Below are 21,594 nucleotides of genomic sequence, written 5' to 3'. Positions count from 1 at the left end.
GGTACTGTCCCCGGCCCGCCGGACAGGTGCGGACGAAGGCTTTCCGTGTTGTTTGCCCGGCCCCTTCGACGGGGCCGGGCGGCGAATCCCCCGGTGCCGGCGGCCTCCGGTCAGTCTCCGCCGGAGGAACCGAGCACCACTGAGACCTTCGTCTCGCGGCCGTCGCGTTCCAGGGTCAGTTCCAGCCGGTCGCCGGGGCGGTGGGAGCGGATCCGCACGATCAGTTCCTCGCCGGAGCGGACGCGCCGGCCGTCGGCCGCGGTGATGACGTCCCCGGCCCTGATCCCGGCCCGCGCGCCGGGGCCGCCCCCGGTGACCGGGGGGCCGCCGCCGCTGCCCCGGTCGGCGACGCGGGCGCCGCCGCCGTCGTAGCCCATGTCGAGGGTGAGGCCGATGACCGGGTGGGTGGCCCTGCCGGTGTTGATGAGTTCCTCGGCGACGCGTTTGCCCTGGTTGATCGGGATGGCGAAGCCGAGCCCTATCGACCCGGCCTGTCCGCTCCCGGAGCCGCCGCCGCTGCCGCCGCCCGCGGAGCGGATGGCGGAGTTGATGCCGATGACCCGGCCCCGGGTGTCCAGGAGGGGGCCGCCGGAGTTGCCGGGGTTGATGGGGGCGTCGGTCTGGAGCGCGTCGACGTAGGACACGTCGCTGCCGTCGCCCTCCTCGCCGCCCGCCGTGATGGGTCGCTCCTTGGCGCTGATGATGCCGGAGGTGACCGTTCCGGCCAGGTCGAAGGGGGCGCCGATGGCGACGACGGGGTCGCCCACCCGGACGTTGTCGGAGTTGCCGAGGGGCATGGGGGTGAGCCCGCGCACGCCGCGCACCTTGACGACGGCCAGGTCGTACCCGCTGTCCCGGCCCACGACGGTGGCCTCGGCGGTGTCGCCGCTGTGGAAGGTGACGATGATCCGGCCGTCGCGCCCGACGACGTGGTTGTTGGTCAGGATGTGGCCCCGGCCGTCGAGGACGAACCCGGTGCCGGTGCCCGCGGAGCCGCCGCCGCTGACATGCAGGGTGACGACGCCGGGCAGGGCCCTGGCGGCGATGCCGGCCACGCTGTCCGGGGCCCTGCCGGTGGGCTCGGGCCCGGCCTGCGGCAGTTCCACGGTTCCGAGGCCGCCGTTGCGTTCCAGATAGGTGCCGATGCCGCCGCCGATGCCGCCGGAGACCAGGGCGATCAGCAGCGCGCCGCCGAGCAGCGCCGTCCGGCGCCGGACGGGGCGCCGCGGCGGCTCCGCCGGTCCGCCGTGCTGGAGCGGTCCGACGGGCACCGGGGCCCAGGGGTCGTAGCGGCCCCAGGGGTCGGCCCCGGAACCGGACGCCGCGAGGGCGGCGGAGGGCGCGGCGGCGTCGGCGGGCGCGCCGGGACGGGGGACGTGGGGGGCCCGCGCGCCGGGGACGGGCGCATCGCGGGGGGCGGTGCCGCGGGGGGCTGTCTCGTAGGGGGCCGCTCCGTGGGCGGCGGGGCTGTGCGGGGCGCCGTGCGGTGCGGGGTGGGGCGCCGCCGTCCCGTGGGCCGGGACGGCCGGTGCGGGGGCCGTGGGCGGCTCGTGACCGGGTTCCCGGGGCGGGGCGGCGGACGCGCCGGTGCGGGGCGGCGGTACGGCCGTGCCGTGGGCCGGGGTCGCGCCGGGGTGCTGCACGGGCGGAGCGGGCGCCCAGGGGCCCGGTTCACCGTACGGAGGGGTCCCGTAGGGGTCGGGGTCGTGCAGCGGCCGTACCCGGGCCTCCACGGGCGCGGACGCGGCCGCGCCGGGCCGGGCGGGGGCGGGGGCGGGGGGCCCGTCAAGGTGGTGAGCCTCGTCGTGGGCGCGGCCCGCGAGGCCGGGGACAGCAGCCCCGCCGGGGGCCCGGGCCCCCTCCGGGGACGGGATGGAGGCCGCCCGAGAGGTGTCCCCCGGGTCCGGCGCCGGGGCGGCGTCCCCGGCGGGCGCCCCGCCCACGCTCCCCGGCGCCGTACCGGCGTCGCGCGCGTGCGCGGCCGGGCCGGGCGTCCCGGGGCGCGGTGCCCCGTCCGGGCCGCCGTCCGGCTCCGGCCCGGGGCCGGACGGAGGGCGGGGGTCCGGGCGGTGCAGCACGAAGTCGCCGTCGGCGGGGGCGTCCCCGGCGCGGGGCGCGGCGGGGCGCGGCGGGACCCCGCCGCCGTCCGGCCCCGGAAGACTGTCGCCGGGGCCCCGGGCCGGGCGGGGGCGCTCCAGCTCGAAGTCGCCGTCGCCCCCGTCGGCCGCCGGGGCGGAGCCGGGCTCGTCGCCGTCGGCGGCCGGGGGCCGGCTCCACCACTTCGCCCTCGTGGGTTTCCCCTCGTTCATGTTCTCCCCGCCGCCGGCCGCAGATCCTCGGCTCCAAGTGCCCTGGCGCCACCCAGGATTCAATCAGGTCCGCGGAAAACCGCCCGCCGGCGCGTCAGGGCGCCGGGCGGGAGGAGGCCGCAGGTGACGCGACGGGGTAGGCGGCGGGAAGGGAGTTGGAGACGGCGAGCAGCTCCGGCGGCCGGACCCGCGAGGTCTCCGCCCAGGAACCCGGCCCCAACGGCGGCACCGATTCCAGCGGGCGTATCAGCGGCGACATGGCGGCGGCACCGGCCAGCAGGGGCGCGGCCAGCTCCCGCAGGGTCTGCCGCCGCGTCTCCTGCTCCACCCGCTCCGGCAGACCGGGCAGCAGGGGCGCGGAGACGCCCGCCCGGGTCATCGGGCCGTCACCGGCCGGACGGTAACCACTCTGGCTGTAGCCGAGCGGCGGGCCGCCCGAGCGGCGGCGCTGGCCCTCGGGAGTGGTGACGGCCGCCCCGCCCTGGGTGCGCAGTGGTGTGACGTTGCTGCCGGACCCGGCGCCGCCGCGGGCGTCGGTGCCGGTGGCGGGCGCGCCCAGGGTGACGCCGCCGAGCGCGATGGCGGCCAGCGACACCGCCCCGGCGGCGGCGACCGCGAACCGCATCCCGCGCGAGGCGGACCGCTCGGCCTCGTGCCGGCTGACGTCGTGGATGCGGAAGCCGCGCTCCCGCCCGTCGGCGGCGGGCATCGCCGTCGGCAGTACGGGGCGGGCCTGCACGTAGGGGAACTCGAACGGCTCGGGCAGCCCGGGCAGCCCGTCCCCGAAGTCACCGCCGCCCGGCCGTGTGCCGGTGCCCGAGCCGGGCAGGCCCTGGAGGCGGGCCAGGAAGCTCTCCGAGGGGGCGGGCGGGGCCGCCGCCGCGAAGACGTTCTTCAGCCGCCGCTGGGCGTCGACCTCGGCCCTGCACTTCCCGCAGGTCGCCACGTGCGCCAGTACGCGCTCACGCGCGTCATGACCGAGCTCTCCGTCCACCAGGGCGGAGAGTCGGTCTCCCAGATGCTGTTCCGCGAGGTGTCCCTCGGCGTTCGGTCGTGAGCCGCTCACGCGCTCGTGCCCCCTCCTCCCAGTGCGGGAACACGGGCCGCGAACGAGCGTCGCCCGGCGCGGGCCTGGGGGGAGCGGTGCGCGAGCGCCTTGCGGAGCTGGGAGCGCCCCCGGTGGATGCGGGAACGGACGGTGCCGAGCTTCACGCCGAGCGTCGCGGCGATCTCCTCGTAGGACAGCCCCTCGATGTCGCACAGCACGACCGCCGCCCGGAACTCCGGCGCGAGGGTGTCCAGCGCCTGCTGGACGTCGGCGTCGAAGTGGGCGTCGTGGAAGACCTGCTGGGGGCTGGGCTCCTTGCTGGGCAGCCGCTCGGCCGCGTCGTCGCCGAGCGCGTCGAAGCGGATGCGCTGCTTGCGGCGCACCATGTCCAGGAACAGGTTGGTGGTGATGCGGTGCAGCCAGCCCTCGAAGGTGCCCGGGGTGTAGGTGGACAGGGAGCGGAAGACGCGGACGAAGACCTCCTGCGTGAGGTCCTCGGCGTCGTGCTGGTTGCCCGTGAGGCGGTAGGCGAGCCGGTAGACCCGGGCGCTGTGGGTGCTGACGATCTCCTCCCAGGTGGGCGGAGTCCACGCCTGCCCGTCCGCGTCGCCGGCGAAGGTCGCGGTCTGGGTGTGTCCGGTGGCAGGACCGGCGTGGCTGTTGTCAGCGGTGTCGTTCACGGATTTCGGCCTGCCTGCCGATCCGAGGAAGCGCCGCAGCACTCCCCCCCGATCCGCGGGTGCGGCCGCACCTCCCCTGTCGGCTCTGGTGGTGGCCTGTGGAGCCCCTACCATAGCCACCCCGCCCGTTAGCTCCGGATAAGGGGTTTTACGAAAATTTGATCTGGGCTGACCCGGCTCGTACGGCTGCGTCAGCACTTGCTCGGCGCTGTTGGCCATCCACCGCTCCCCGTGACCGTCCGGGCCCTGTCGCCCGTGTCTTCCCGTACCCCTTTCAACGGCCGGTCCCATCTGCGGGTTCCCGACGCCAACGGATACAGTCACGCCGAGGCAACGACAGGGACGGGAGAGGGTCATTACCGGCAACCGGCAGACGGGCTGGGCGTTCTCCGACGCCTATGTCGCCGAGGACGACGCGCTGCTCTGGGCGCGTGATCGGGCCCACGAGGCGGGCCTGCGCTCGGTGACCCCCGGCACGGGCTCCGCGCTGGGTCTGCTCGCCGCCGCCGTGGACGCCAAGGCGGTGGCCGAGATCGGCACCGGCTGCGGCGTGTCGGGCATCCACCTGCTGCGGGGCATGCGCCCGGACGGGGTGCTGACCACGGTGGACCCGGAACCGGAGCACCAGCAGTTCGCCCGCCAGGCCTTCCGCGCCTCCGGCTTCGCCAGCAACCGGGCGCGCTTCATACCGGGCCGCGCCCTGGAGGTGCTGCCCCGGCTCGCGGACGCGGGCTACGACCTCGTCTTCTGCGACGGCGACCGTCTGGAGTACCTGGACTACCTGGCGGAGTCGCTGCGTCTGCTGCGGCCCGGCGGACTGGTCGTCTTCGAGGGCGTTCTCGCCGCCGGCCGCACCGTCGACTCCGGCCCCCAGCCCGCGGAGGTGCTGCGGCTGCGGGAGCTGCTGCGGGCGGTGCGGGAGAGCCAGGAGCTGGTGCCGTCCCTGCTGCCGGCCGGGGACGGGCTGCTGTGCGCGGTGAAGCGCTGAGCCGTCCCCCGGGACTGCTCGGCGGCCGCGCCCCGGGCCCGGGGTCGGGCCCGGCACGCCGCGGCGACGCCCGGCGGGTGCGGTGCGGGACGGCAAACGCCCCGGCGCCGCAGGGGCACCGGGGCGATTTGATCGGGTATGGTCGCCCGCGCGTCAGCCGACGACCTTCTTGAGGGCGTCGCCGAGCGCGCCGGCCTCGTCGGGGGTCAGCTCGACGACGAGTCGACCGCCGCCTTCGAGCGGAACGCGCATGACGATGCCCCGCCCCTCCTTGGTCACCTCGAGCGGGCCGTCGCCCGTCCGCGGCTTCATGGCCGCCATGCTCGTTCCCCTTCCTGATACCAGCTCACCGTCCAGCCGACGGCCCACGAAGGGCACGCGGTCCGGCTGGACACGCGACACCGGCATCGAACACATTGCTTCCCGGTCATTATCCCGCATCCCAGGACCCGATGACCAACGTCGGTCGGCATCGCTTGGGCAACGCGCGCGAGCAAAACCACTCAATTCGGGGATCTGACTGCGATACTTCGCGGTCCCGCCCACTTCCGCCGAATGGAATCGGACCGGAATTCTTTGACGCAGGTCACATTTGTCCGGGGTGCGGCGCGGGTGGTCTCCGTCATGCTGGGGCGCGGACACAGGCCCCGACGCCGAGGAGGCATCCATGGCAGACACCGTGCTCTACGAGGTGAGCGACGGGCTCGCGACGATCACGCTGAACCGCCCGGAGGCGATGAACGCGCTGAACACCGAGGCCAAGGTCGCGCTCCGGGAGGCGGTGCGGTCCGCGGCGGCGGACGGGGCCGTCCGGGCGGTGCTGCTGACCGCGGCCGGGGACCGGGCGTTCTGCGTGGGGCAGGACCTCAAGGAGCATGTCGGGCTGCTGGCCGCCGACCGGGAGAGCGGCGGCAGGGGCGGCACCATGCGCACGGTGGGCGAGCACTACAACCCGATCGTGCGGGCCCTGGCCGAGGCGCCCAAGCCGGTGGTGGCGGCGGTGAACGGGGTGGCGGCCGGGGCGGGCTTCGGCTTCGCGCTGGCGGCGGACCACCGGATCGTCGCCGAGACCGCGACCTTCACCACGGCCTTCACCGGGGTCGCGCTGACCGCCGACTCGGGGCTGTCCTGGACGCTGCCGCGGGTCGTCGGCCCCGGGCGCGCCACCGACCTGCTGCTCTTCCCGCGCGCCATCGACGCCCGGGAGGCGTACGAGCTGGGCATCGTCGGCCGGGTCGTCCCGGCCGGCGAGCTGCGGGCCGAGGCCGAGCGGACGGCGCGGGCGCTGGCCGCCGGCCCGACCCTGGCGTACGCGGCGGTGAAGGAGTCGGTGGCGTACGGGCTGTCGCACTCGCTGGCCGAGACGCTGGAGAAGGAGGACGAGCTGCAGACGCGGGCGGGCGCCTCGCAGGACCACGCCATCGCGGTGCGGGCCTTCGTCGACAAGGAGAAGCCGGTGTACCTCGGCCGCTGATCCGCCCGCCGGGGCGGGCCGGGACCCCGGCGCCCCGCCCCGTCCCGTCCCAGCCCAGGGTCCAGGGGATCCGGGGCGGGGCGGTGCGGTGCGGTCAGGGGCGGCGGGACGCGCAGTCCGCGAGGTGGTCGTCGACCAAGCCGCAGGCCTGCATCAGGGCGTACGCCGTGGTGGGGCCGACGAAGCGCAGGCCGCGCCGCTTCAGGTCCTTCGCCAGGGCCGTCGACTCCGGGGTGACGGCCGGCACGTCCGCGAGGGTCTTCGGGACCGGGCGGCCGATCGCCTCCGGCGCGTGCGACCAGATCACGGCGTCCAGCTCGCCCTCCGCCCAGCCGCTGAGCACGCGCGCGTTGGCCAGGGTCGCGTCGACCTTGGCGCGGTTGCGGATGATGCCCGGGTCGGCGAGCAGGCGCTCGCGGTCCTCGTCGGTGAACTCGGCCACCTCGGCGATCCGGAAGTCCGCGAAGGCGGTCCGGAAGCCGGGGCGGCGGCGCAGGATCGTGATCCAGGACAGGCCGGACTGGAACGCCTCCAGGCTGAGCCGCTCGAACAGGGCGTCGTCCCCGTGGACCGGGCGGCCCCACTCGTCGTCGTGGTACGCCACGTAGTCCTCGGCGGACAGCGCCCAGGGACAGCGCCGTGCCCCGTCCGGCCCGGCGAGGGCCTCCCCGGTGCTCACGCGTCCTCCTTGCCGGTCGCGTCGGCCGCGGCGTCGGACGGCTCCGCGGCGGGGGCGTGGGCCCCGGCCAGCGCGGATTGCAGCTCGGAGATCCGCGCGTCGCGCTCGGCCAGCTCGGCGCCGAGGCGGCCGAGGGCGTCGTCGACGTCGGCCATGCGGTAGCCGCGGACGGTGAGCGGGAAGCGCAGCCGCTCCACGTCCTCGCGGACGGCCGGGCGGTCCGGGGGCAGGGCGTCCACCGGGCGCTCCGGCGGGGCGTCGGGCAGCGGCCCGCTCTCACCCCCGGCGACCACGGCGAGCGTCACCGCGGTGACCACGACCGCGAGTGCGATGACGAGGAACAGGAACATGACCATCGCTGGGGCCCCCATGGTCGGATCGGTGTGGCTGGTTGGATCGGTCCGGGAGCGGTCCGGCGCCCTGCGGGCGCGCCGGTCCGGCCCCGGAGCCGGTGGTGTCGGCTCCGATCGTGCCATGCGAGTCTGACAGCCGGGGCCCCAGGCGGTGTCCGGGTACGAGAAGCGGGACGTGGGAGCGAAATGGACGTGCAGCGGTCACAGGGGATGCTCAGGCTGGGCGGGCGGGAGTTCGCGCCGGACGAGCCGGTCGTCATGGCGATCGTGAACCGGACCCCGGACTCCTTCTACGACCGGGGGGCCACCTTCCTCGACCGGCCGGCGCTGGAGCGGGTGGAGCGGGCGGTGGCCGAGGGCGCCGGGATCATCGACATCGGCGGGGTGAAGGCCGGTCCGGGCGAGGAGGTGTCGGCCGAGGAGGAGGCGCGGCGCACGGTCGGGTTCGTGGCGGAGGTCCGGCGGCGCTTCCCGGACGTCGTGATCAGCGTGGACACCTGGCGGCACGAGGTCGGCGCGGCCGTCTGCGAGGCCGGTGCCGACGTGCTGAACGACGCGTGGGGCGGGGCGGACCCGCGGCTGGCGGAGGTGGCCGCGCGGTACGGCGCCGGGCTGGTGTGCACGCACACGGGCGGGGCGCTGCCCCGCACCCGGCCGCACCGGGTGGCGTACGACGACGTGATGGCCGACGTCCTGGGCGCGACCGTGGCCCTGGCCGAGCGGGCGGTGGCGCTGGGGGTGCCCCGGGAGTCGGTGATGATCGACCCGGGGCACGACTTCGGGAAGAACACCCGGCACAGCCTGGAGGCCACGCGGCGGCTGGGCGAGATGGTCGCCACGGGCTGGCCGGTGCTGGTGTCGCTGTCCAACAAGGACTTCGTGGGCGAGACGCTGGACCGGCCGGTCAAGGACCGGCTGGTGGGCACGCTGGCGACGACGGCGGTCTCGGCGTGGCTGGGGGCGCGGGTGTACCGGGTGCACGAGGTCGCGGAGACCCGGCAGGTGGTGGACATGGTGGGCGCCATCGCGGGGACGAGGGAACCGGCGGTGGCCCGGCGGGGGCTGGCGTAGCCCCCTGCACCCCGCGCCGCCCCGCGCACGGCGCGATCCGGCCAGCGCGAACGGGGTCCGGGGCGGAGGCGGCGCGGCGCACCGGGACCTCACGGCGAGACCCGCCGGGACAGACACCCCGCACTCCGCGCCCCCACGCCTCACGGATCCGCTCCGGCAGCCCCGGGGCCGGTCAGGGGAAAGGTACCCCGAGCCGTGGGGGCGCCCATCGCGGCGGAGGCGGCGCGGCGCACCGGCAACCCCGGGCCGGGATGCCGGAGGCCCCGGACCCCGCGCTCCGCGCCCCACGCCCGCCCCGCGAACCCCCTTGGGCACCCGGCCGCGGCAGCGCGTGCCCCGGGCCGGGGGGGCGCCCGTCGTGGCCGGGCCGGGAGTGGGGGGCCGGGCGTGGGCATCGGGCGGTGTCCGCCCCGCGCTCCGGTCGTCCGCGCCGCCCCGACGCCTCCGGGCGTGATCCCCCACGGCACGGTGGGGACGCCACGGGCCCGCCGCGGGCCGCGCCCCCGTCGGCGCGCCGACGCCCCGTCCCCGGACCGGGGGCCGGTCCCGCGGGGACGCCGCCACAGACGGAGGAAGGGTCAGCGGCCGGCTTCCTTGGAGACCAGCGCGACCGCCTCCTCCACGTCGTCCGTGACGTGGAACAGCAGCAGGTCCTTCTCCGCGGCCTTGCCCTGGGCCACCAGTGTGTCGCGCAGCCAGGTGACGAGGCCGCCCCAGTACTCCGTGCCGAACAGCACGATGGGGAACTTGGTCACCTTCTGCGTCTGGACGAGGGTGAGCGCCTCGAACAGCTCGTCGAGGGTGCCGAGGCCGCCGGGCAGCACCACGAAGCCCTGCGCGTACTTGACGAACATCATCTTGCGGACGAAGAAGTAGCGGAAGTTCAGGCCGATGTCGACATAGGCGTTGAGCCCCTGCTCGAAGGGCAGTTCGATGCCGAGGCCCACCGAGACGCCCCCCGCCTCCAGGGCACCGCGGTTCGCCGCCTCCATGGCACCGGGGCCGCCGCCGGTGATGACCGCGAAACCGGCGTCGACCAGCCCCTGGCCGAGCCGGATGCCCGTCTCGTACTCCGGGGAGCCGACGGCGGTCCGGGCGGAGCCGAACACGCTGATGGCGGGCGGGAGTTCGGCCAGGGTGCCGAAGCCCTCGATGAACTCGGACTGGATGCGCAGCACCCGCCAGGGATCGGTGTGCACCCAGTCGGTGGGGGCGCGCCCGTCCAGCAGCCGCTGGTCCGTGGTGCTCTTCTGGACCTGGCTGCGACGCCGGAGGACCGGGCCGAGCCGCTGCTCGTCCGGCGGCTGCTTCTTCCCCTCGGGGTTACCGGTGGCCATGCGCGCTCCCTGCCGTAGTGCGGGTGATACGTCCTCAGCGTAGATCCACGGGGGTTACCCGCGGGGGACCTGAGCATGTCCGGAACACGGCGAGGCAAACCCCGCCGCGGATCAGGCGGTCAGCCAGGCCCGCAGCCGCTCCTCGCCCGCGAGGACCTTCGCCACCTCGACCCGCTCGTCACGCCGGTGCGCCAGATGGGGGTTGCCGGGGCCGTAGTTGACGGCCGGGATGCCAAGGGCGGCGAACCGGGACACGTCCGTCCAGCCGAACTTCGGCTGCGGGGTGCCGCCGACCGCCTCGATGAAGGCGGCGGCGGCCGGGTGCGAGAGGCCGGGCAGGGCGGCGCCGCTGTGGTCGTCCACCTCGAACCCGGCCACCCCGCAGCCGTCGAAGACCTCGCGGACGTGCTCCAGGGCCTCCTGCTCGCTCCGGTCGGGCGCGTAGCGGAAGTTGACGGTGACGACGCACTCGTCGGGGATGACGTTCCCGGCCACGCCGCCCTCGACGCGGACCGCGTTCAGGCCCTCGCGGTACTCCAGGCCGTCGATCACCGGGCGGCGGGGCTCGTAGGCGGCGAGGCGGGCCAGGATCGGGGCGGCGGCGTGGACGGCGTTGGAGCCCATCCAGCCGCGCGCGGAGTGCGCCCGCTCGCCCGTCGTCCGCAGCAGCACCCGCAGCGTGCCCTGGCAGCCGCCCTCGACCTGGCCGTCGGAGGGTTCGAGCAGCACCGCGAAGTCGCCCCGGAGCCAATCGGGGTGGGCGGCGGCCACGTGTCCCAGGCCGTTGAGGTCGGCGGCGACCTCCTCGTTGTCGTAGAAGACGAAGGTGAGGTCGCGGTTGGGGGCCGGGACGGTGGCCGCGATCCGGAGCTGGACGGCGACGCCCGCCTTCATGTCGCAGGTGCCGCAGCCCCACAGGACGCCGTCCTCGTCCAGCCGCGAGGGCACGTTGTCCGCGATGGGGACCGTGTCGAGGTGTCCGGCCAGGATCACCCGCTCCGCCCGGCCCAGGTCGGTGCGGGCCACGACGTTGTTGCCGTACCGGTCGACGGTCAGGTGGGGCAGGGCCCGCAGCGCGCTCTCGACCGCGTCCGCGAGCGGCTTCTCGGAGCCGCTCTCGGAGGGGAGGTCCACGAGCCGCGCGGTCAGCTCGGCGGCGTCCAGCGTGAGGTCAAGCGGGGTGTCGGCCATGACCTCGACCCTACCCGTGGCGCGCCGGACCCGGCGCCGGCGACCGTGCCGCGGCCGCACCGGAGACGTACCGCGCGCACCGGCATGGGCTCCGGACATGCTCTCCAGTACCTTGTAGGCGTGCCCGATCCGTCGACGACCCACCGTCCCAGGGGCCGCCTCCACCGTTCCGGGGCGGCCCTGGTCGTCCTGCTCGCGGTGGCCGGATACCTGGTGGTGCAGTACGTCACCGGCGGAGCGGGCGCGCCGGGCTGCAAGGTCGTCTCCGCGGGGGACGGCGGCACCTCCTCCTACGAGTTCACCCCGGAGCAGGCGGTGAACGCGGCCACCATCACCGCCGTGGGCACCGCGCGCGAACTGCCCGACCGGGCGGTGACGATCGCGCTGGCGACCGCTCTCCAGGAGTCGACGCTGCGCAACCTCGACCACGGCGACCGCGATTCGCTCGGCCTGTTCCAGCAACGCCCCTCGCAGGGCTGGGGAACACCGGCCGAGATCATGGACCCGGCGTACTCCGCGGGCGAGTTCTACGACCATCTCGTCAAGGTGCCCGGCTATCTGGAGCTGCCGCTGACGGATGCCGCGCAGCGCGTGCAGCGCAGCGCCTTCCCCGACGCCTACGCCAAGCACGAGCCGGACGCCGCACTGCTGGCCGCCGCGCTGACGGGCGGTGCCGGGGCGACGCTGACCTGCGAGGGCCGCCCCGGCACCACCCGGGCCCAGGGGCCGGACGCGGTGCGCGAGGCGCTGGTGCGGGACTTCGGGCGCGATGTGCTCCAGCCCGCCGGTGCCCGGGCGGACGCCCCGGCGACGGCCGCGCCCGCGCCGGGCGGCTCCGACGGGCGGACCGTGACGCTGCCGGTGTCCGGGGGCTCCGGGCCGGGGGCGGCCCGGGACACGGAGCGGCGCGGCTGGCAGCTCGCGCACTGGGCGGTCGCCAACTCCTCGGCGCTGCGCATCGAACGGGTCTCCTACGCCGGGCGCGAGTGGGTCGCCGGGAACACCGGCAGCACCTGGCGGCCGACGGGCGCGAAGGGCGCCGGGGCCTCGGGCGGCGAGCCGGACGGGGGCCCGGTGCGGATCACGGCGGCCCGGCACACGCGGTAGCGGCGGCCTTCGCAAGGGGACGGCACCCGCCGGGACACGGCGCACGCGGGACACGGCGCACCAAGGTTCCGGCGCGCCCGCGGGAACGGCGCGCCCGCGGGAACGGCACCCGCGCGGGGCCCGGCGGCACCCGCCGCCCCTCCGGTCCCGCGGACGCAGGCGGCCCCCGGCACCCGGCCGGGGCGCAACCCGCCGCACGGCACTCACCGGCCCGTCCCGCGGGCACCGTCCACCGGATCGAACCGCTCGTACGGCGGGGCGGCCGGGCGTGCGGGACGTCACCCGGGCGGGGTACGCACGGTGCCGCCGGCACGGCGCCGCACGGCCGTTCACCGCACCGGGCGGGATATGCGAAGGCCCCGGGAATCGCGGGCCGGGGGAATCGACGGCATTCCCGCCGCCGCCCGTTCGACCGCTTTTCCGGGGAACCGATAATGCGACGCATTACCAACTCTTTACGTCAACTCGCCGCAACCTTCCGCGACTTCGAGCGGTATCCAGGCCGTACGAGCCGATTGCCAACTCCCTCGAAGGAGCATCATGACCCTCCCCCTGACCCGCCGGATCGCCCGTGCCGCGCTGCTCGTCGCAGCGGGAGCGGCCGCCGGGGTCGGTGCGGCCGGCTCCGTGAGCGCCGCGCCGCAGCTCCCCGCCGCGCCGGACCTCGGCGGGCTGTCCTCGCTCGACACCGCGCACCTGGGCACGGCCGTGGACGGCGCGACCGGGACCGCCACCGGGGCCGTCTCCGGTGCCGCGGGCGAGACCGGCGGCAAGGCCGTGCGACAGGCCGAGCCCGCCGCGCGCGGCGCCGCCGACAGCGTGACCGGCGGCGCCGGGGACGTGCTGGGCGGCGCGGCCCGCACCGCGACCGGCGCGCTGCCGCTGAACTAGGTCTTTTGTTCGGATCGGGCCGGATCAGGGAGCGGGGTCCGGCGCCGTGTGTCGCAGGGCGGAGGAGGGAGTCGGGGCGGAGCCCCGGCGACCGACGACGACGCGGCGAGGTGCGGCGCCGGGGCCCACGAGCCCGGCATCGTCCAGACGAGAGGCCCTCGGGCCCGTCCGACCATTGCCGTCGTGGCCCGCGGGGCGGCCGCGCGGCGTCGGGCACATGCTCTCGGCGCGCCCCGGGCCTTCGTACGGGACGCACTCGGGGCCGGGGCGGGCGCGGCGGGAGTGCGCGCATGGCGCCGTGAGGCGGACGGGAATCGTCAGACAGGCCTCAGCGCCCCGCGCCGGGCGCGGCGGGGCCGGACGGATGCCGCCCGCCGCGCCTCCGGCCCGCCGCCTCCCGGGGACGGGGACGGGGCCCGGGGGCTCTCCCCCGGGCCCCGTCGCATGCCGTGGCGCGGCTACAGGCGGCGGGCCGCCTCCGCGACGCGCTCGTCGGTCGCCGTGAAGGCCACCCGGACGAAGACGTCGCCCGCGGGCCCGTAGAAGTCGCCCGGGGCCACCAGGACGCCGAGTTCGGCGAGGTGGGCGACGGTGTCCCAGCAGGACTCGTCGCGGGTGGCCCACAGGTAGAGGCTGGCCTCGCTGTGCTCGACGCGGAAGCCGTGGCCGAGCAGCGCCTCGCGCAGGACGGCGCGGCGGGCGGCGTAGCGCTCCCGCTGGACGCGGACGTGCTCGTCGTCGCCCAGGGCGGCGGCCATGGCCGCCTGCGTCGGCGCCGACAGCATCATCCCGCCGTGCTTGCGGATCTGGAGCAGCGGGCCGAGCACCTCCGGATCGCCTGCGGCGAACGCGGCCCGGTACCCGGCCAGGTTGGACCGCTTGGACAGGGAGTGGACGGCGACCAGGCCGTCGTAGGAACCGCCGTTGACGTCCGGGTGGAGGACGGAGACCGGGGCGGCCTCCCAGCCCAGCTCCAGGTAGCACTCGTCGGAGACGACCAGGACGCCGTGCTCGCGCGCCCAGGCCACGATCCGGGTCAGCTCCTCGCGGGACAGCACCTCGCCCGTCGGGTTGGACGGGGAGTTGAGCCAGAGCAGCCGCAGCCCCTCCGGGTCCAGCGCGGTCGGGTCGTCGTACGCCTCGTACCCGGCGCGGGCCAGGCGGGCGCCGACCTCGTACGTCGGGTAGGCCAGACGGGGGAAGGCCACCCGGTCGCCGGGGCCGAGGCCGAGCTGGGTGGGGAGCCAGGCGACCAGTTCCTTGGAGCCCACGACGGGCAGCACGTGCCGGTGGGTGATGCCGCGGGCGCCCAGGCGGCGCTCCAGCCAGCCCGTGATCGCGTCGCGCAGCGCCGGGGTGCCCCAGACGGTGGGGTAGCCCGGGGAGTCGGCCGCGTCGGTCAGCGCCGTGCGGATCAGCTCGGGGACCGGGTCGACCGGCGTGCCGACGGAGAGGTCGACGATGCCGTCCGGATGGGCGGCGGCCGTCTTCTTGTACGGCTCCAGCCTGTCCCAGGGGAACACGGGCAGGCGCTGGGAGACTGCGGACACGGTGGGTGGCTCGCTTTCGTCGGTGGGCGTCCGGTACGTCGAACGCCTCGGCCCCGTGCGGCACCGGTCGGGATGACCGGGCCGCACGGGACCGAGGCGGCGCGGGCGCGGCCGTTACCGTCCGCCCGGATGCTTACGCCTGCGGCGGCAGGGCGGCGATCAGGGAGTGGTCGCGCTCGATCAGCCCCAGCTTGCTGGCGCCGCCGGGCGAGCCCAGCTCGTCGAAGAACTCGACGTTGGCCTTGTAGTAGTCCTTCCAATCCTCCGGGACGTCGTCCTCGTAGAAGATCGCCTCGACCGGGCAGACCGGCTCACACGCACCACAGTCGACACACTCGTCCGGGTGGATGTACAAGGACCGCTGGCCCTCGTAGATGCAGTCGACCGGGCACTCCTCGATGCACGCCTTGTCCTTCACGTCGACACAAGGCTGCGCGATGACGTAGGTCACGCTGTCGTTCCTCCTCGATTGGGCGCTGGCGGGCCTCTTCAGGCTCCGCCGCCTGGCGCGCGGGAGCGCGGCGTCGTCGATGCCCGCCCCTAGTATCTCCGTTCTTGGGCATGATCCGAACAGGAGGGGTGTACTGACCCGTGGAAATCTCCGCCGCCGGCCGACTCGAGGTCCGTATCACCGCCGCTGACGTGGGCAAACGGGTCTCCGTACGCCGCTTGACCGAATCCGGTGCCACGCGGGCGAGGTTCACCGACACGGTCGGCGTTCTCACATCATGGGACGATGATGTGCTGCTGATCACACGCAGGGACGGCGAGTCCGTCCGGATCGACGCCTCCTCCCTGGTCGCCGGGAAGGTCGTCCCGGCCGCTCCGGCGCGCCGCCGGGGGCCCGCCGCCTCGTACCCGGAGCTGGCCCGGGTGGTCGCGCGGGCCTGGCGGCCGGTGGAGTCCGAGCGGCTCGGGGAGTGGGAGCTGCGGGCCGCCGCGGGGTTCACCCGGCGGGCCAACTCCGTTCTGCCGCTGGGTGATCCGGGGCTCCCGCTGGACGCGGCGCTGGACACGGCGGTCCGCTGGTACGCGGCGCGGGGGCTGCCCGCGTACGTCCAGGCGGCGACCGGCGCGGAGGGCACCGAGGAGGCGCTCTGCGCCGCGCTGGAGCGGCGCGGCTGGACCCGGGAGGTGTCGGCCGAGGTCTGGACGGGCGAGCTGGCACCGGTGGCCGACCGGGCCGACCCGGCCGGGGTGCTCCTGTCCCGGCACTCGGACGGGGCGTGGCTCGCCCGGTACGGGCGGAGCGGGACGGGCGAGGCGGCGCTGCGGGTGCTGGGCAGCGGGCCGTCGGTGTGGTTCGCGACGGTGCCCGGCGACGGCGCGCCGGCCGCGATCGGGCGGCTGGTGGTGGACGGGCGCTGGGCCTCCTTCGCGGCCGTGGAGGTGGATCCCGCGCGACGGCGGCGGGGCCTGGGCACCGCGGTGATGGCGGCGCTGGCCGGGCGGGCGCTCGAGGAGGGCGCCTCGGCCGCCTGGCTCCAGGTCGAGGCGGACAACACGGGGGCGCGGGCCCTGTACTCCGGGGCGGGCTTCGCCGCCCACCACGCCTACCACCACTACCGGGCGCCCGAGGGCGACGGTACGGACCGGAACTGAGCACCACGAGAGGGTACGAGTCCGCCATGGGTCAGCATCCACGCCGCCTTCCCCCGCCGCACCCGCCCACCGGGGAGCGCTCCGCCGAGGTGCGGCTGCGGTTCGCCGAGGAGGCGCGCGCCGCCCGGCCCGACCTGGCGGAGCTGTGCCTGCTGGTGGGCGCGGCGGCGGACGGCTCACTGGACGACACGGGGCTGGACGCCGCGCAGATGGAACTGGACGCCCTGGCCGGGCGGTTGCCGTTCCGGCCGGGTGGTCCCGGGGCGTGGGCCGCGGCGCTGCGGGAACTGCTCGGCGAGCGGTGCGGGTTCCGCGGGGCGCCCGCGGACTACCGGCGGCTGGAGTCGTCGCTGCTGCACGAGGTGGTGCGGCGGCGACGCGGGCTGCCGATCCTGCTGTCGGTGCTGTGGCTGGAGGTGGCCCGGCGGGCGGGGGCCCCGGCGTACGGGGTGGCCCTCCCGGGGCACTTCGTGGTGGGGCTCGGGACGGCTGAGGGCGAGCGGGTGCTCGTCGACCCCTTCGACGGGGGGCGGGTCCTCGACGAGGAGGCCGCCGGGGCGCTGGTCGCCGACGCGCTGGGCGCGCAGGGGATGCCCGGGGCCGCGGCGCGCGGGCTGCCGGAGGAGCTGCTGGAGCCCGCGGCGCCGCTGGACGTGGTGGCCCGGGTGCTGAACAACATCCGCTCCTGGGCGGCGGCCCGCCCGGAGCGGTCGGACGTGGGGCTGTGGGCGGTGGAGCTGGCGCTGCTGCTCCCGTCGCACCCGGCGCGACTGCGCTACGAGCGGGCGCGGCTGCTGGTCGGCCGGGGTGACTTCGCCGCCGGGGCGGACGAGTTGGAGGCGTACGCCGAGGTGGTGGAGGCGGTGGACGAGGAGGCCGCGGAGCGGCTGCTCGGGGAGGCCCGGGCGGCGCGGGCACTGCTGAACTGACGTACGCGGCGGGCGGGTTGCCCGAAGTGCCCGCCGGTGCCGGAGGTGCCGGGCCCACCGGGCGGCCGGGGGCTCCGAGGCGCCGGGTCTCCTGGCGCCCGGGGGCTCCGAAAGTCGCCGGGCATCCTGGCGGGCGGGGTCACAGCCAGGCCGAGGGCCCGGGCGGGAACACGGGGTTGGGGGTACCGGGAGCGACCGAGGACAACTACGGGAGCAGCGGCGCGACGGTGACGGCGATGAGCGCACCGGGTCCACACCCAGCGGAGACGGCGACCGACGCGCCGGGGACCGCACACGGCACACGACGCGCTCGCTCCCCCACCGGAGGCCGAGGGCCCGGCGGCGGGCGCACCGGATGGGGCCGGGGCCGGACGTCCCCAGGCGGTTCGACGGGAGCGGCAGACGGGAAGCCTGACGGCGGCGCGGCGGAGACGGCAGCGGGCGCACGGGGCCGCACACGGCACACCCCGCTCCCCCCGCCGGATGCCGAGGGCCGGCGGGGACGCGGGGTGCGGGGGCGCGCCGGGCGGTGCCGGGCGGTGCCGGGCGGCCCGGGGCGGTACCGGGCGGGCCCGGGTGCGGACCGGCGGGCCGTCAGCTCGGGTCGGTGTCGATCACGGCGTCGCGGGCGTCCGTGCTCAACAGGGCCTGGCGCAGGGCTCCGTAGACGTCCTGCGGGGTGACGGCGGTCTTCTTGCCGGTGCCCCGGGTGATCTCCACGCCCTCGAACGTGCCGCCGTACAGCTCTTCCAGGGCCTTCAGGTCGGGGGCGTCGACCAGCCGGCCGTCGACGGCCTTCACCCGGAGGAACTTCCACAGGGAGTTCTGCGGGCTGAACTCGATCCGGTGCGCGGCGTCGGTGCGCACGCTGACGAAGCCGGACATCGCCGGGCGGGCGTACTCCTTCATCATGCGGTCGACCTCGGCGTTGCTCACCTCGGGCTGCCGGGCCGTCGTCGGGACGTTCACCGGCGCGGAGGCACCTGTCTCCACCTGGGCCCGGTAGGCGCGCTCGACGGCGTCGGTCGACCCGGCCACGTCGATGCCCTTGCCGGGCTTGCCGTAGACGGCGACGGCCCGGCCCGCCTCGAAGGTGATGGTGCCCTCGGTGACGGAACCGGACGCCCCGGCCGCGTCGCGCAGGGCGGCGTGCAGCTTCTCCTCGTCGACGGGCATCACCGGGTCGACGACGCGCTGCCGGCCGAAGAGGGAGCCGATCACGGACACCGGGTTGTAGTCGCTCCTGGCCGCCGCGCTGGCCGTGGCCTGCGCGTCGAACTGGAGGCCCGCCTGGTCGGGCCGGAGCGGGACGGTGCCGCCGTCGACCGCCAGCTCCAGCGGCTTGGCGGCCCGGGTGCCGAGGGTGTCGCCCAGCTTCTGGACGGCGTCGTCGCGGGTGCCGCCGCCGATGTCGACGCCGAGCACGGTGGTGCCCTTCGGCACGTCGGAGCGGTTCATCAGCAGCCCGGCGCCGTAGGTGACACCGGCGACGAAGAGGACGCCGCCGACCAGCAGGGCGAGCTTGCTGCGCCCCTTCTTCCGCGCCGGGGCCGCCGCGGCGCCCCTGGCCGGGGCCGGGGCCGCGGTCCCGGACGGGCCCGGGCCGCCGGGGGGCGGGGGGACGGCCTGGAAGGGGGACTTGCGTTCGGCGGGCGGCGAGTCGCCGGTGAAGGCGTTCCCCGCGGCCGGGCCCGGGGCGCCGTGCCGGGCGGCGCCCGCGAGTCCGGCCTGGATCTGCGGGGTGAGGATCGCGGTGTCGTCGCTCAGCCCGCCACCGGGGCCGGGACGCGGGGTGTCCGCACCGGGGCCGGGCGCGGCGCCGGGGAGGCGGGGGCCGCCGGGCGGGCCGGGCTCCCCGGCGGGGGACGGAGCCAGGGGGCCGGCGCCGGTGGCGGGGCCGCCGGTGGGCCCGGCGGGGGCCTGCGGGGTCCCGGGGACGGTGCCGAAGGGGGGGCGGTCGTCGGCGCGGGGGCCCGGCGCCTCCGGCGCGGCGGTTCCGGTGCCGTGGAACCCCTGGGGGTCCCCGGCGGCCCGCTCGTCGCCGGGCTCCGGGAAGAAGGCCAGGTCCTCGCCGCGGGGCTCGTGGCCGGGGCGCGTGCCGCCGCCCAGCGGGCCGACCGACAGGGCCTCGGTCACGTCGAAGGAGCCGGTGCCGCCGCCGTGCCCGGGGGCCACGGGGCCGCCGGTGGCGCCCGTGAGGGCGGAGCCGCCGCGGGAGCCGGCGGTCGTGCCCAGGGCGCCGGTGACACCGCTGGGGCGGCTCGCGCCGGCGGGCCGGGGGCCCGTCCCCGTGCCGGCGGCCGGGGTGCCGCCCGCGGGGGTCGGGGCGCCCGAACCGGCGGGAGCGCCGGAGCCGTCGGGGGAGCCGCCGCCCTGACCGGGGCTGCCGGGGGCGGACTTGCGGGGGGCGAACCAGTCGCTGGGCGCCCGGTCCTCCGCCGACGGGGCGGACGGCACGGGCTCGGCGGCGGCCTCGGCACCGCCGGTGGGCGCGGGGGCGGCCGGCGCCGGGGTCTCGGCCGTCGTCCCGGAACCGGTGGGCCCGCCCTCGGCGCCGTCGGCGTCCGCGACGGGCTTGCGCATGACGACCGGGGGGATGGGCCGCGATCCGGGGATGTTGATCCGGATACGGGTCGTCAGCGTCGTCTCGGTCTTGCGGTCCTCCGGCCGCGCGGCCGGACGGGCCGCCGGGGCACCGGCGTCGGAAGCCGCGGGCGTCCCGTAGGGCGGGGTGCCCGAGGGGTAGGCGGCTCCGCCGCGCCCGTGGGGCCCGGAGGACGGACTGTCAGTTTCACGACTCAAGGCAGGTTCTCCCGATTGGCTCCACCGCCCGTCACACCTGACTGCGGGCGGCTCGGCGGCGCGCACCACCATACTGGCCACTTCTGACGCGCTTCCCATGACCGCTGGGGAAACCCCCGGGGGACGCGCGCGCCCGGGCGGCGCCGAAACACCGGGTCACTTCCCAAGTCGGGCGGTCCCGCCGTCCGGTCGCCGCACGGGGGCGAGGGTGGCGCACATCACAGCCACGGCGATGCCGCCGAGGAGGAAGAGATAGGAGCCGCTTCCCGCGGCGAAGAGGAAGTCGCCCTCCGGGCGGCTGGCGGTCAGCAGCACCACGACCAGCGCCCATCCGGCGGCGGGCGCGACGGCCCCGGCCCGGCCGCCGGTGGCGCGGCCCGCGCCCAGGCAGAGCCCGGCTTCGGCGGCCAGCGCGAGCAGCAGCCCGCCGGGGAACCAGGCCGGCTGGACCAGTGCGCCCGCGACACCGACGACGGCGCCGAGGAGGAAGAGGCCCAGGTGGAGGGCGACCCGCCCGGGGGAGGGCGCGCGCAGCGGCCGGGCCAGCGCGGAGCCGTGCGCGTCGCGTCCGTCGTGCGCGTCGCGCGTGCTCACGACGCCGCCCCGCGCGGGGACGGGGTGCCGGGGCCGCCGTCCGGGGCGGGGCCGCCGGGGCCGCCGGGGCGGCCGCCGTCCGGGGCGGGGCCGGTGCCGGCGTCCGCGGCGATTCCCTCGAAGAGATCACTCTCCCGTGCGGCGCCGTCGCGTCCACCGGTCCGCCCACCGCGCACCAGTTCGTAGTACTCGGTGGTGAGGATCGGCTGCGCCAGGTCGTTGGAGAGGACGAAGTACGGCCCCGCCACGGTGATCTGGGTGGCGTGCGCCCGCATCGCGGCGGCCTTGGCGGCGGCGTGAGGGGTGCCCTCGCCGCGGATCACGGTGGTGATCCGCCCGTCGTCCACCACGCCCGGCACGTCCCGGACGTCGGCCGCCCGGTCGAACGGCAGGGCGGGCAGCTCCTCGCGCAGCCGGGCGAAGGCGTCCTCGGCGACGCCGCGCGGCACCCGGTTCCAGTAGACCTTGGCGACGGGGCAGCCCGCCTCGTCGGCCAGTTCCACGGCGCGCATGGCGATGCGGTGGGCCTGGATGTGGTCGGGGTGGCCGTACCCGCCGTCGGGGTCGTAGGTGACCAGGACCTGGGGGCGCACCTCGCGGATGACGTCGAGGAGCAGCCCGGCGGCCTCGTCGACGTCGGCCTGCCAGAGGCAGCCGGCGTCGTCGTTGTCGGGCAGGCCCATCATCCCGGAGTCGGCGTACCGGCCGGGTCCGCCGAGCAGCCGGGCGTCCGCCACGCCGAGCGCGCGCATGGCCTCGGCCAGCTCACCCCTGCGGTGCCCGCCGAGGGCGGGGCCGCTCAGATGCGCCAGGCCGGGCGGAATCACCTCGCCCCGCTCGCCGAGCGTGCAGGTCACCAGGGTGACCCGGGCGCCTTCGGCGGCGTACCGGGCCATGGTGACGCCGTTGTTGATCGACTCGTCGTCCGGGTGCGCGTGCACCAGCAGCAGACGCCGGGCGGGCAGTTCCGTCATGCCCCCAGCTTATGA

20 protein-coding genes are annotated in these 21,594 nt (G+C 76.6%); 7 read left to right on the top strand and 13 right to left on the bottom strand.

What is annotated here, in order from left to right; genetic code table 11:
- Positions 1-110 precede the first annotated feature (110 nt).
- The 3 genes from GTY84_RS17515 to sigE form a co-directional block, all read right to left on the bottom strand.
- The gene (locus GTY84_RS17515; protein ID WP_161227225.1) at positions 111-2,309 is read right to left on the bottom strand and encodes a trypsin-like peptidase domain-containing protein; all 2,199 of its coding nucleotides are present in this window, start codon (positions 2,307-2,309) and stop codon (positions 111-113) included.
- Positions 2,310-2,403: 94 nt separating this feature from the next.
- Entirely contained in the window at positions 2,404-3,375 is a 972-nt protein-coding gene (locus tag GTY84_RS17510; protein WP_161227224.1) for a zf-HC2 domain-containing protein, read from the bottom strand.
- Complete coding sequence (sigE, locus tag GTY84_RS17505) at positions 3,372-4,079, bottom strand: RNA polymerase sigma factor SigE (RefSeq protein WP_161227223.1); 708 nt, start codon at positions 4,077-4,079, stop codon at positions 3,372-3,374. Before sigE ends, GTY84_RS17510 begins: the two co-directional genes overlap by 4 nt.
- Positions 4,080-4,326: 247 nt before the next feature.
- On the opposite strand from sigE, the gene GTY84_RS17500 reads away from it, so the two are divergent.
- Positions 4,327-5,025: an O-methyltransferase gene (locus GTY84_RS17500; RefSeq protein ID WP_161227265.1), complete on the top strand. Its 699-nt coding sequence runs from the start codon at positions 4,327-4,329 to the stop codon at positions 5,023-5,025.
- Positions 5,026-5,178: 153 nt separating this feature from the next.
- Here GTY84_RS17500 and GTY84_RS17495 read toward each other — a convergent pair whose 3' ends face one another.
- Positions 5,179-5,346: a DUF3117 domain-containing protein gene (locus GTY84_RS17495; protein ID WP_069086806.1), complete on the bottom strand. Its 168-nt coding sequence runs from the start codon at positions 5,344-5,346 to the stop codon at positions 5,179-5,181.
- A 346-nt stretch (positions 5,347-5,692) separates the two neighbouring features.
- Here GTY84_RS17495 and GTY84_RS17490 point away from each other — a divergent pair, with 346 nt between their 5' ends.
- Positions 5,693-6,499 carry an enoyl-CoA hydratase-related protein gene (locus GTY84_RS17490; protein ID WP_161227221.1) on the top strand — a complete coding sequence of 269 codons (807 nt, stop codon included), beginning with the start codon at positions 5,693-5,695 and terminating at the stop codon, positions 6,497-6,499.
- Between the two features lie 94 nt (positions 6,500-6,593).
- Here GTY84_RS17490 and GTY84_RS17485 read toward each other — a convergent pair whose 3' ends face one another.
- The gene (locus GTY84_RS17485; protein WP_345943472.1) at positions 6,594-7,103 is read right to left on the bottom strand and encodes a DNA-3-methyladenine glycosylase I; all 510 of its coding nucleotides are present in this window, start codon (positions 7,101-7,103) and stop codon (positions 6,594-6,596) included.
- Between the two features lie 71 nt (positions 7,104-7,174).
- Positions 7,175-7,534 carry a DivIVA domain-containing protein gene (locus GTY84_RS17480; RefSeq protein ID WP_161227219.1) on the bottom strand — a complete coding sequence of 120 codons (360 nt, stop codon included), beginning with the start codon at positions 7,532-7,534 and terminating at the stop codon, positions 7,175-7,177.
- A gap of 207 nt (positions 7,535-7,741) precedes the next feature.
- Here GTY84_RS17480 and folP point away from each other — a divergent pair, with 207 nt between their 5' ends.
- On the top strand, positions 7,742-8,602 hold the full coding sequence (gene folP / locus GTY84_RS17470; protein WP_161227264.1) for a dihydropteroate synthase: 861 nt from the start codon (positions 7,742-7,744) through the stop codon (positions 8,600-8,602).
- 578 nt (positions 8,603-9,180) lie between these two features.
- Here folP and GTY84_RS17465 read toward each other — a convergent pair.
- Together GTY84_RS17465 and dapE are read right to left on the bottom strand one after the other, a co-directional pair.
- Positions 9,181-9,939 carry a TIGR00730 family Rossman fold protein gene (locus tag GTY84_RS17465; RefSeq protein ID WP_161227217.1) on the bottom strand — a complete coding sequence of 253 codons (759 nt, stop codon included), beginning with the start codon at positions 9,937-9,939 and terminating at the stop codon, positions 9,181-9,183.
- Between the two features lie 111 nt (positions 9,940-10,050).
- Positions 10,051-11,130 (bottom strand): succinyl-diaminopimelate desuccinylase, encoded by a 1,080-nt coding sequence (dapE, locus tag GTY84_RS17460; RefSeq protein WP_161227216.1) that lies wholly within the window; start codon positions 11,128-11,130, stop codon positions 10,051-10,053.
- A 120-nt stretch (positions 11,131-11,250) separates the two neighbouring features.
- Between dapE and GTY84_RS17455 the strand changes: the two genes are divergently transcribed.
- Both GTY84_RS17455 and GTY84_RS17450 read left to right on the top strand, forming a co-directional pair.
- Entirely contained in the window at positions 11,251-12,237 is a 987-nt protein-coding gene (locus GTY84_RS17455; RefSeq protein WP_161227215.1) for a heavy metal transporter, read from the top strand.
- A gap of 540 nt (positions 12,238-12,777) precedes the next feature.
- Positions 12,778-13,128 carry an ATP-binding protein gene (locus GTY84_RS17450; RefSeq protein ID WP_161227214.1) on the top strand — a complete coding sequence of 117 codons (351 nt, stop codon included), beginning with the start codon at positions 12,778-12,780 and terminating at the stop codon, positions 13,126-13,128.
- A gap of 458 nt (positions 13,129-13,586) precedes the next feature.
- Here the strand turns inward: GTY84_RS17450 and dapC are convergent, their stop codons facing one another.
- Entirely contained in the window at positions 13,587-14,678 is a 1,092-nt protein-coding gene (gene dapC / locus GTY84_RS17445; protein WP_161227213.1) for a succinyldiaminopimelate transaminase, read from the bottom strand.
- A 133-nt stretch (positions 14,679-14,811) separates the two neighbouring features.
- Entirely contained in the window at positions 14,812-15,129 is a 318-nt protein-coding gene (gene fdxA / locus GTY84_RS17440; protein ID WP_161227212.1) for a ferredoxin, read from the bottom strand.
- 140 nt (positions 15,130-15,269) lie between these two features.
- On the opposite strand from fdxA, the gene GTY84_RS17435 reads away from it, so the two are divergent.
- Positions 15,270-16,280, top strand: a complete 1,011-nt coding sequence (locus GTY84_RS17435; RefSeq protein ID WP_161227211.1) for a GNAT family N-acetyltransferase — start codon at positions 15,270-15,272, stop codon at positions 16,278-16,280.
- A 26-nt stretch (positions 16,281-16,306) separates the two neighbouring features.
- Positions 16,307-17,209: a transglutaminase-like domain-containing protein gene (locus tag GTY84_RS17430; RefSeq protein ID WP_161227210.1), complete on the top strand. Its 903-nt coding sequence runs from the start codon at positions 16,307-16,309 to the stop codon at positions 17,207-17,209.
- A 594-nt stretch (positions 17,210-17,803) separates the two neighbouring features.
- Here GTY84_RS17430 and GTY84_RS17425 read toward each other — a convergent pair.
- The 3 genes from GTY84_RS17425 to mshB form a co-directional block, all read right to left on the bottom strand.
- Positions 17,804-20,011 (bottom strand): hypothetical protein, encoded by a 2,208-nt coding sequence (locus tag GTY84_RS17425; RefSeq protein ID WP_202551293.1) that lies wholly within the window; start codon positions 20,009-20,011, stop codon positions 17,804-17,806.
- Positions 20,012-20,167: 156 nt separating this feature from the next.
- A complete protein-coding gene (locus tag GTY84_RS17420) occupies positions 20,168-20,605 on the bottom strand; it encodes a DUF6113 family protein (protein WP_161227208.1) in 438 nt (145 codons plus the stop codon).
- A complete protein-coding gene (mshB, locus tag GTY84_RS17415) occupies positions 20,602-21,579 on the bottom strand; it encodes an N-acetyl-1-D-myo-inositol-2-amino-2-deoxy-alpha-D-glucopyranoside deacetylase (RefSeq protein WP_161227207.1) in 978 nt (325 codons plus the stop codon). The genes GTY84_RS17420 and mshB overlap by 4 nt, the downstream gene beginning before the upstream one ends.
- Positions 21,580-21,594: the final 15 nt, after the last annotated feature.

This window comes from Streptomyces sp. SID8352 (genome assembly GCF_009862265.1).
GTDB lineage: Bacteria > Actinomycetota > Actinomycetes > Streptomycetales > Streptomycetaceae > Streptomyces.
This window is presented reverse-complemented; position numbering and strand designations above follow the sequence as displayed.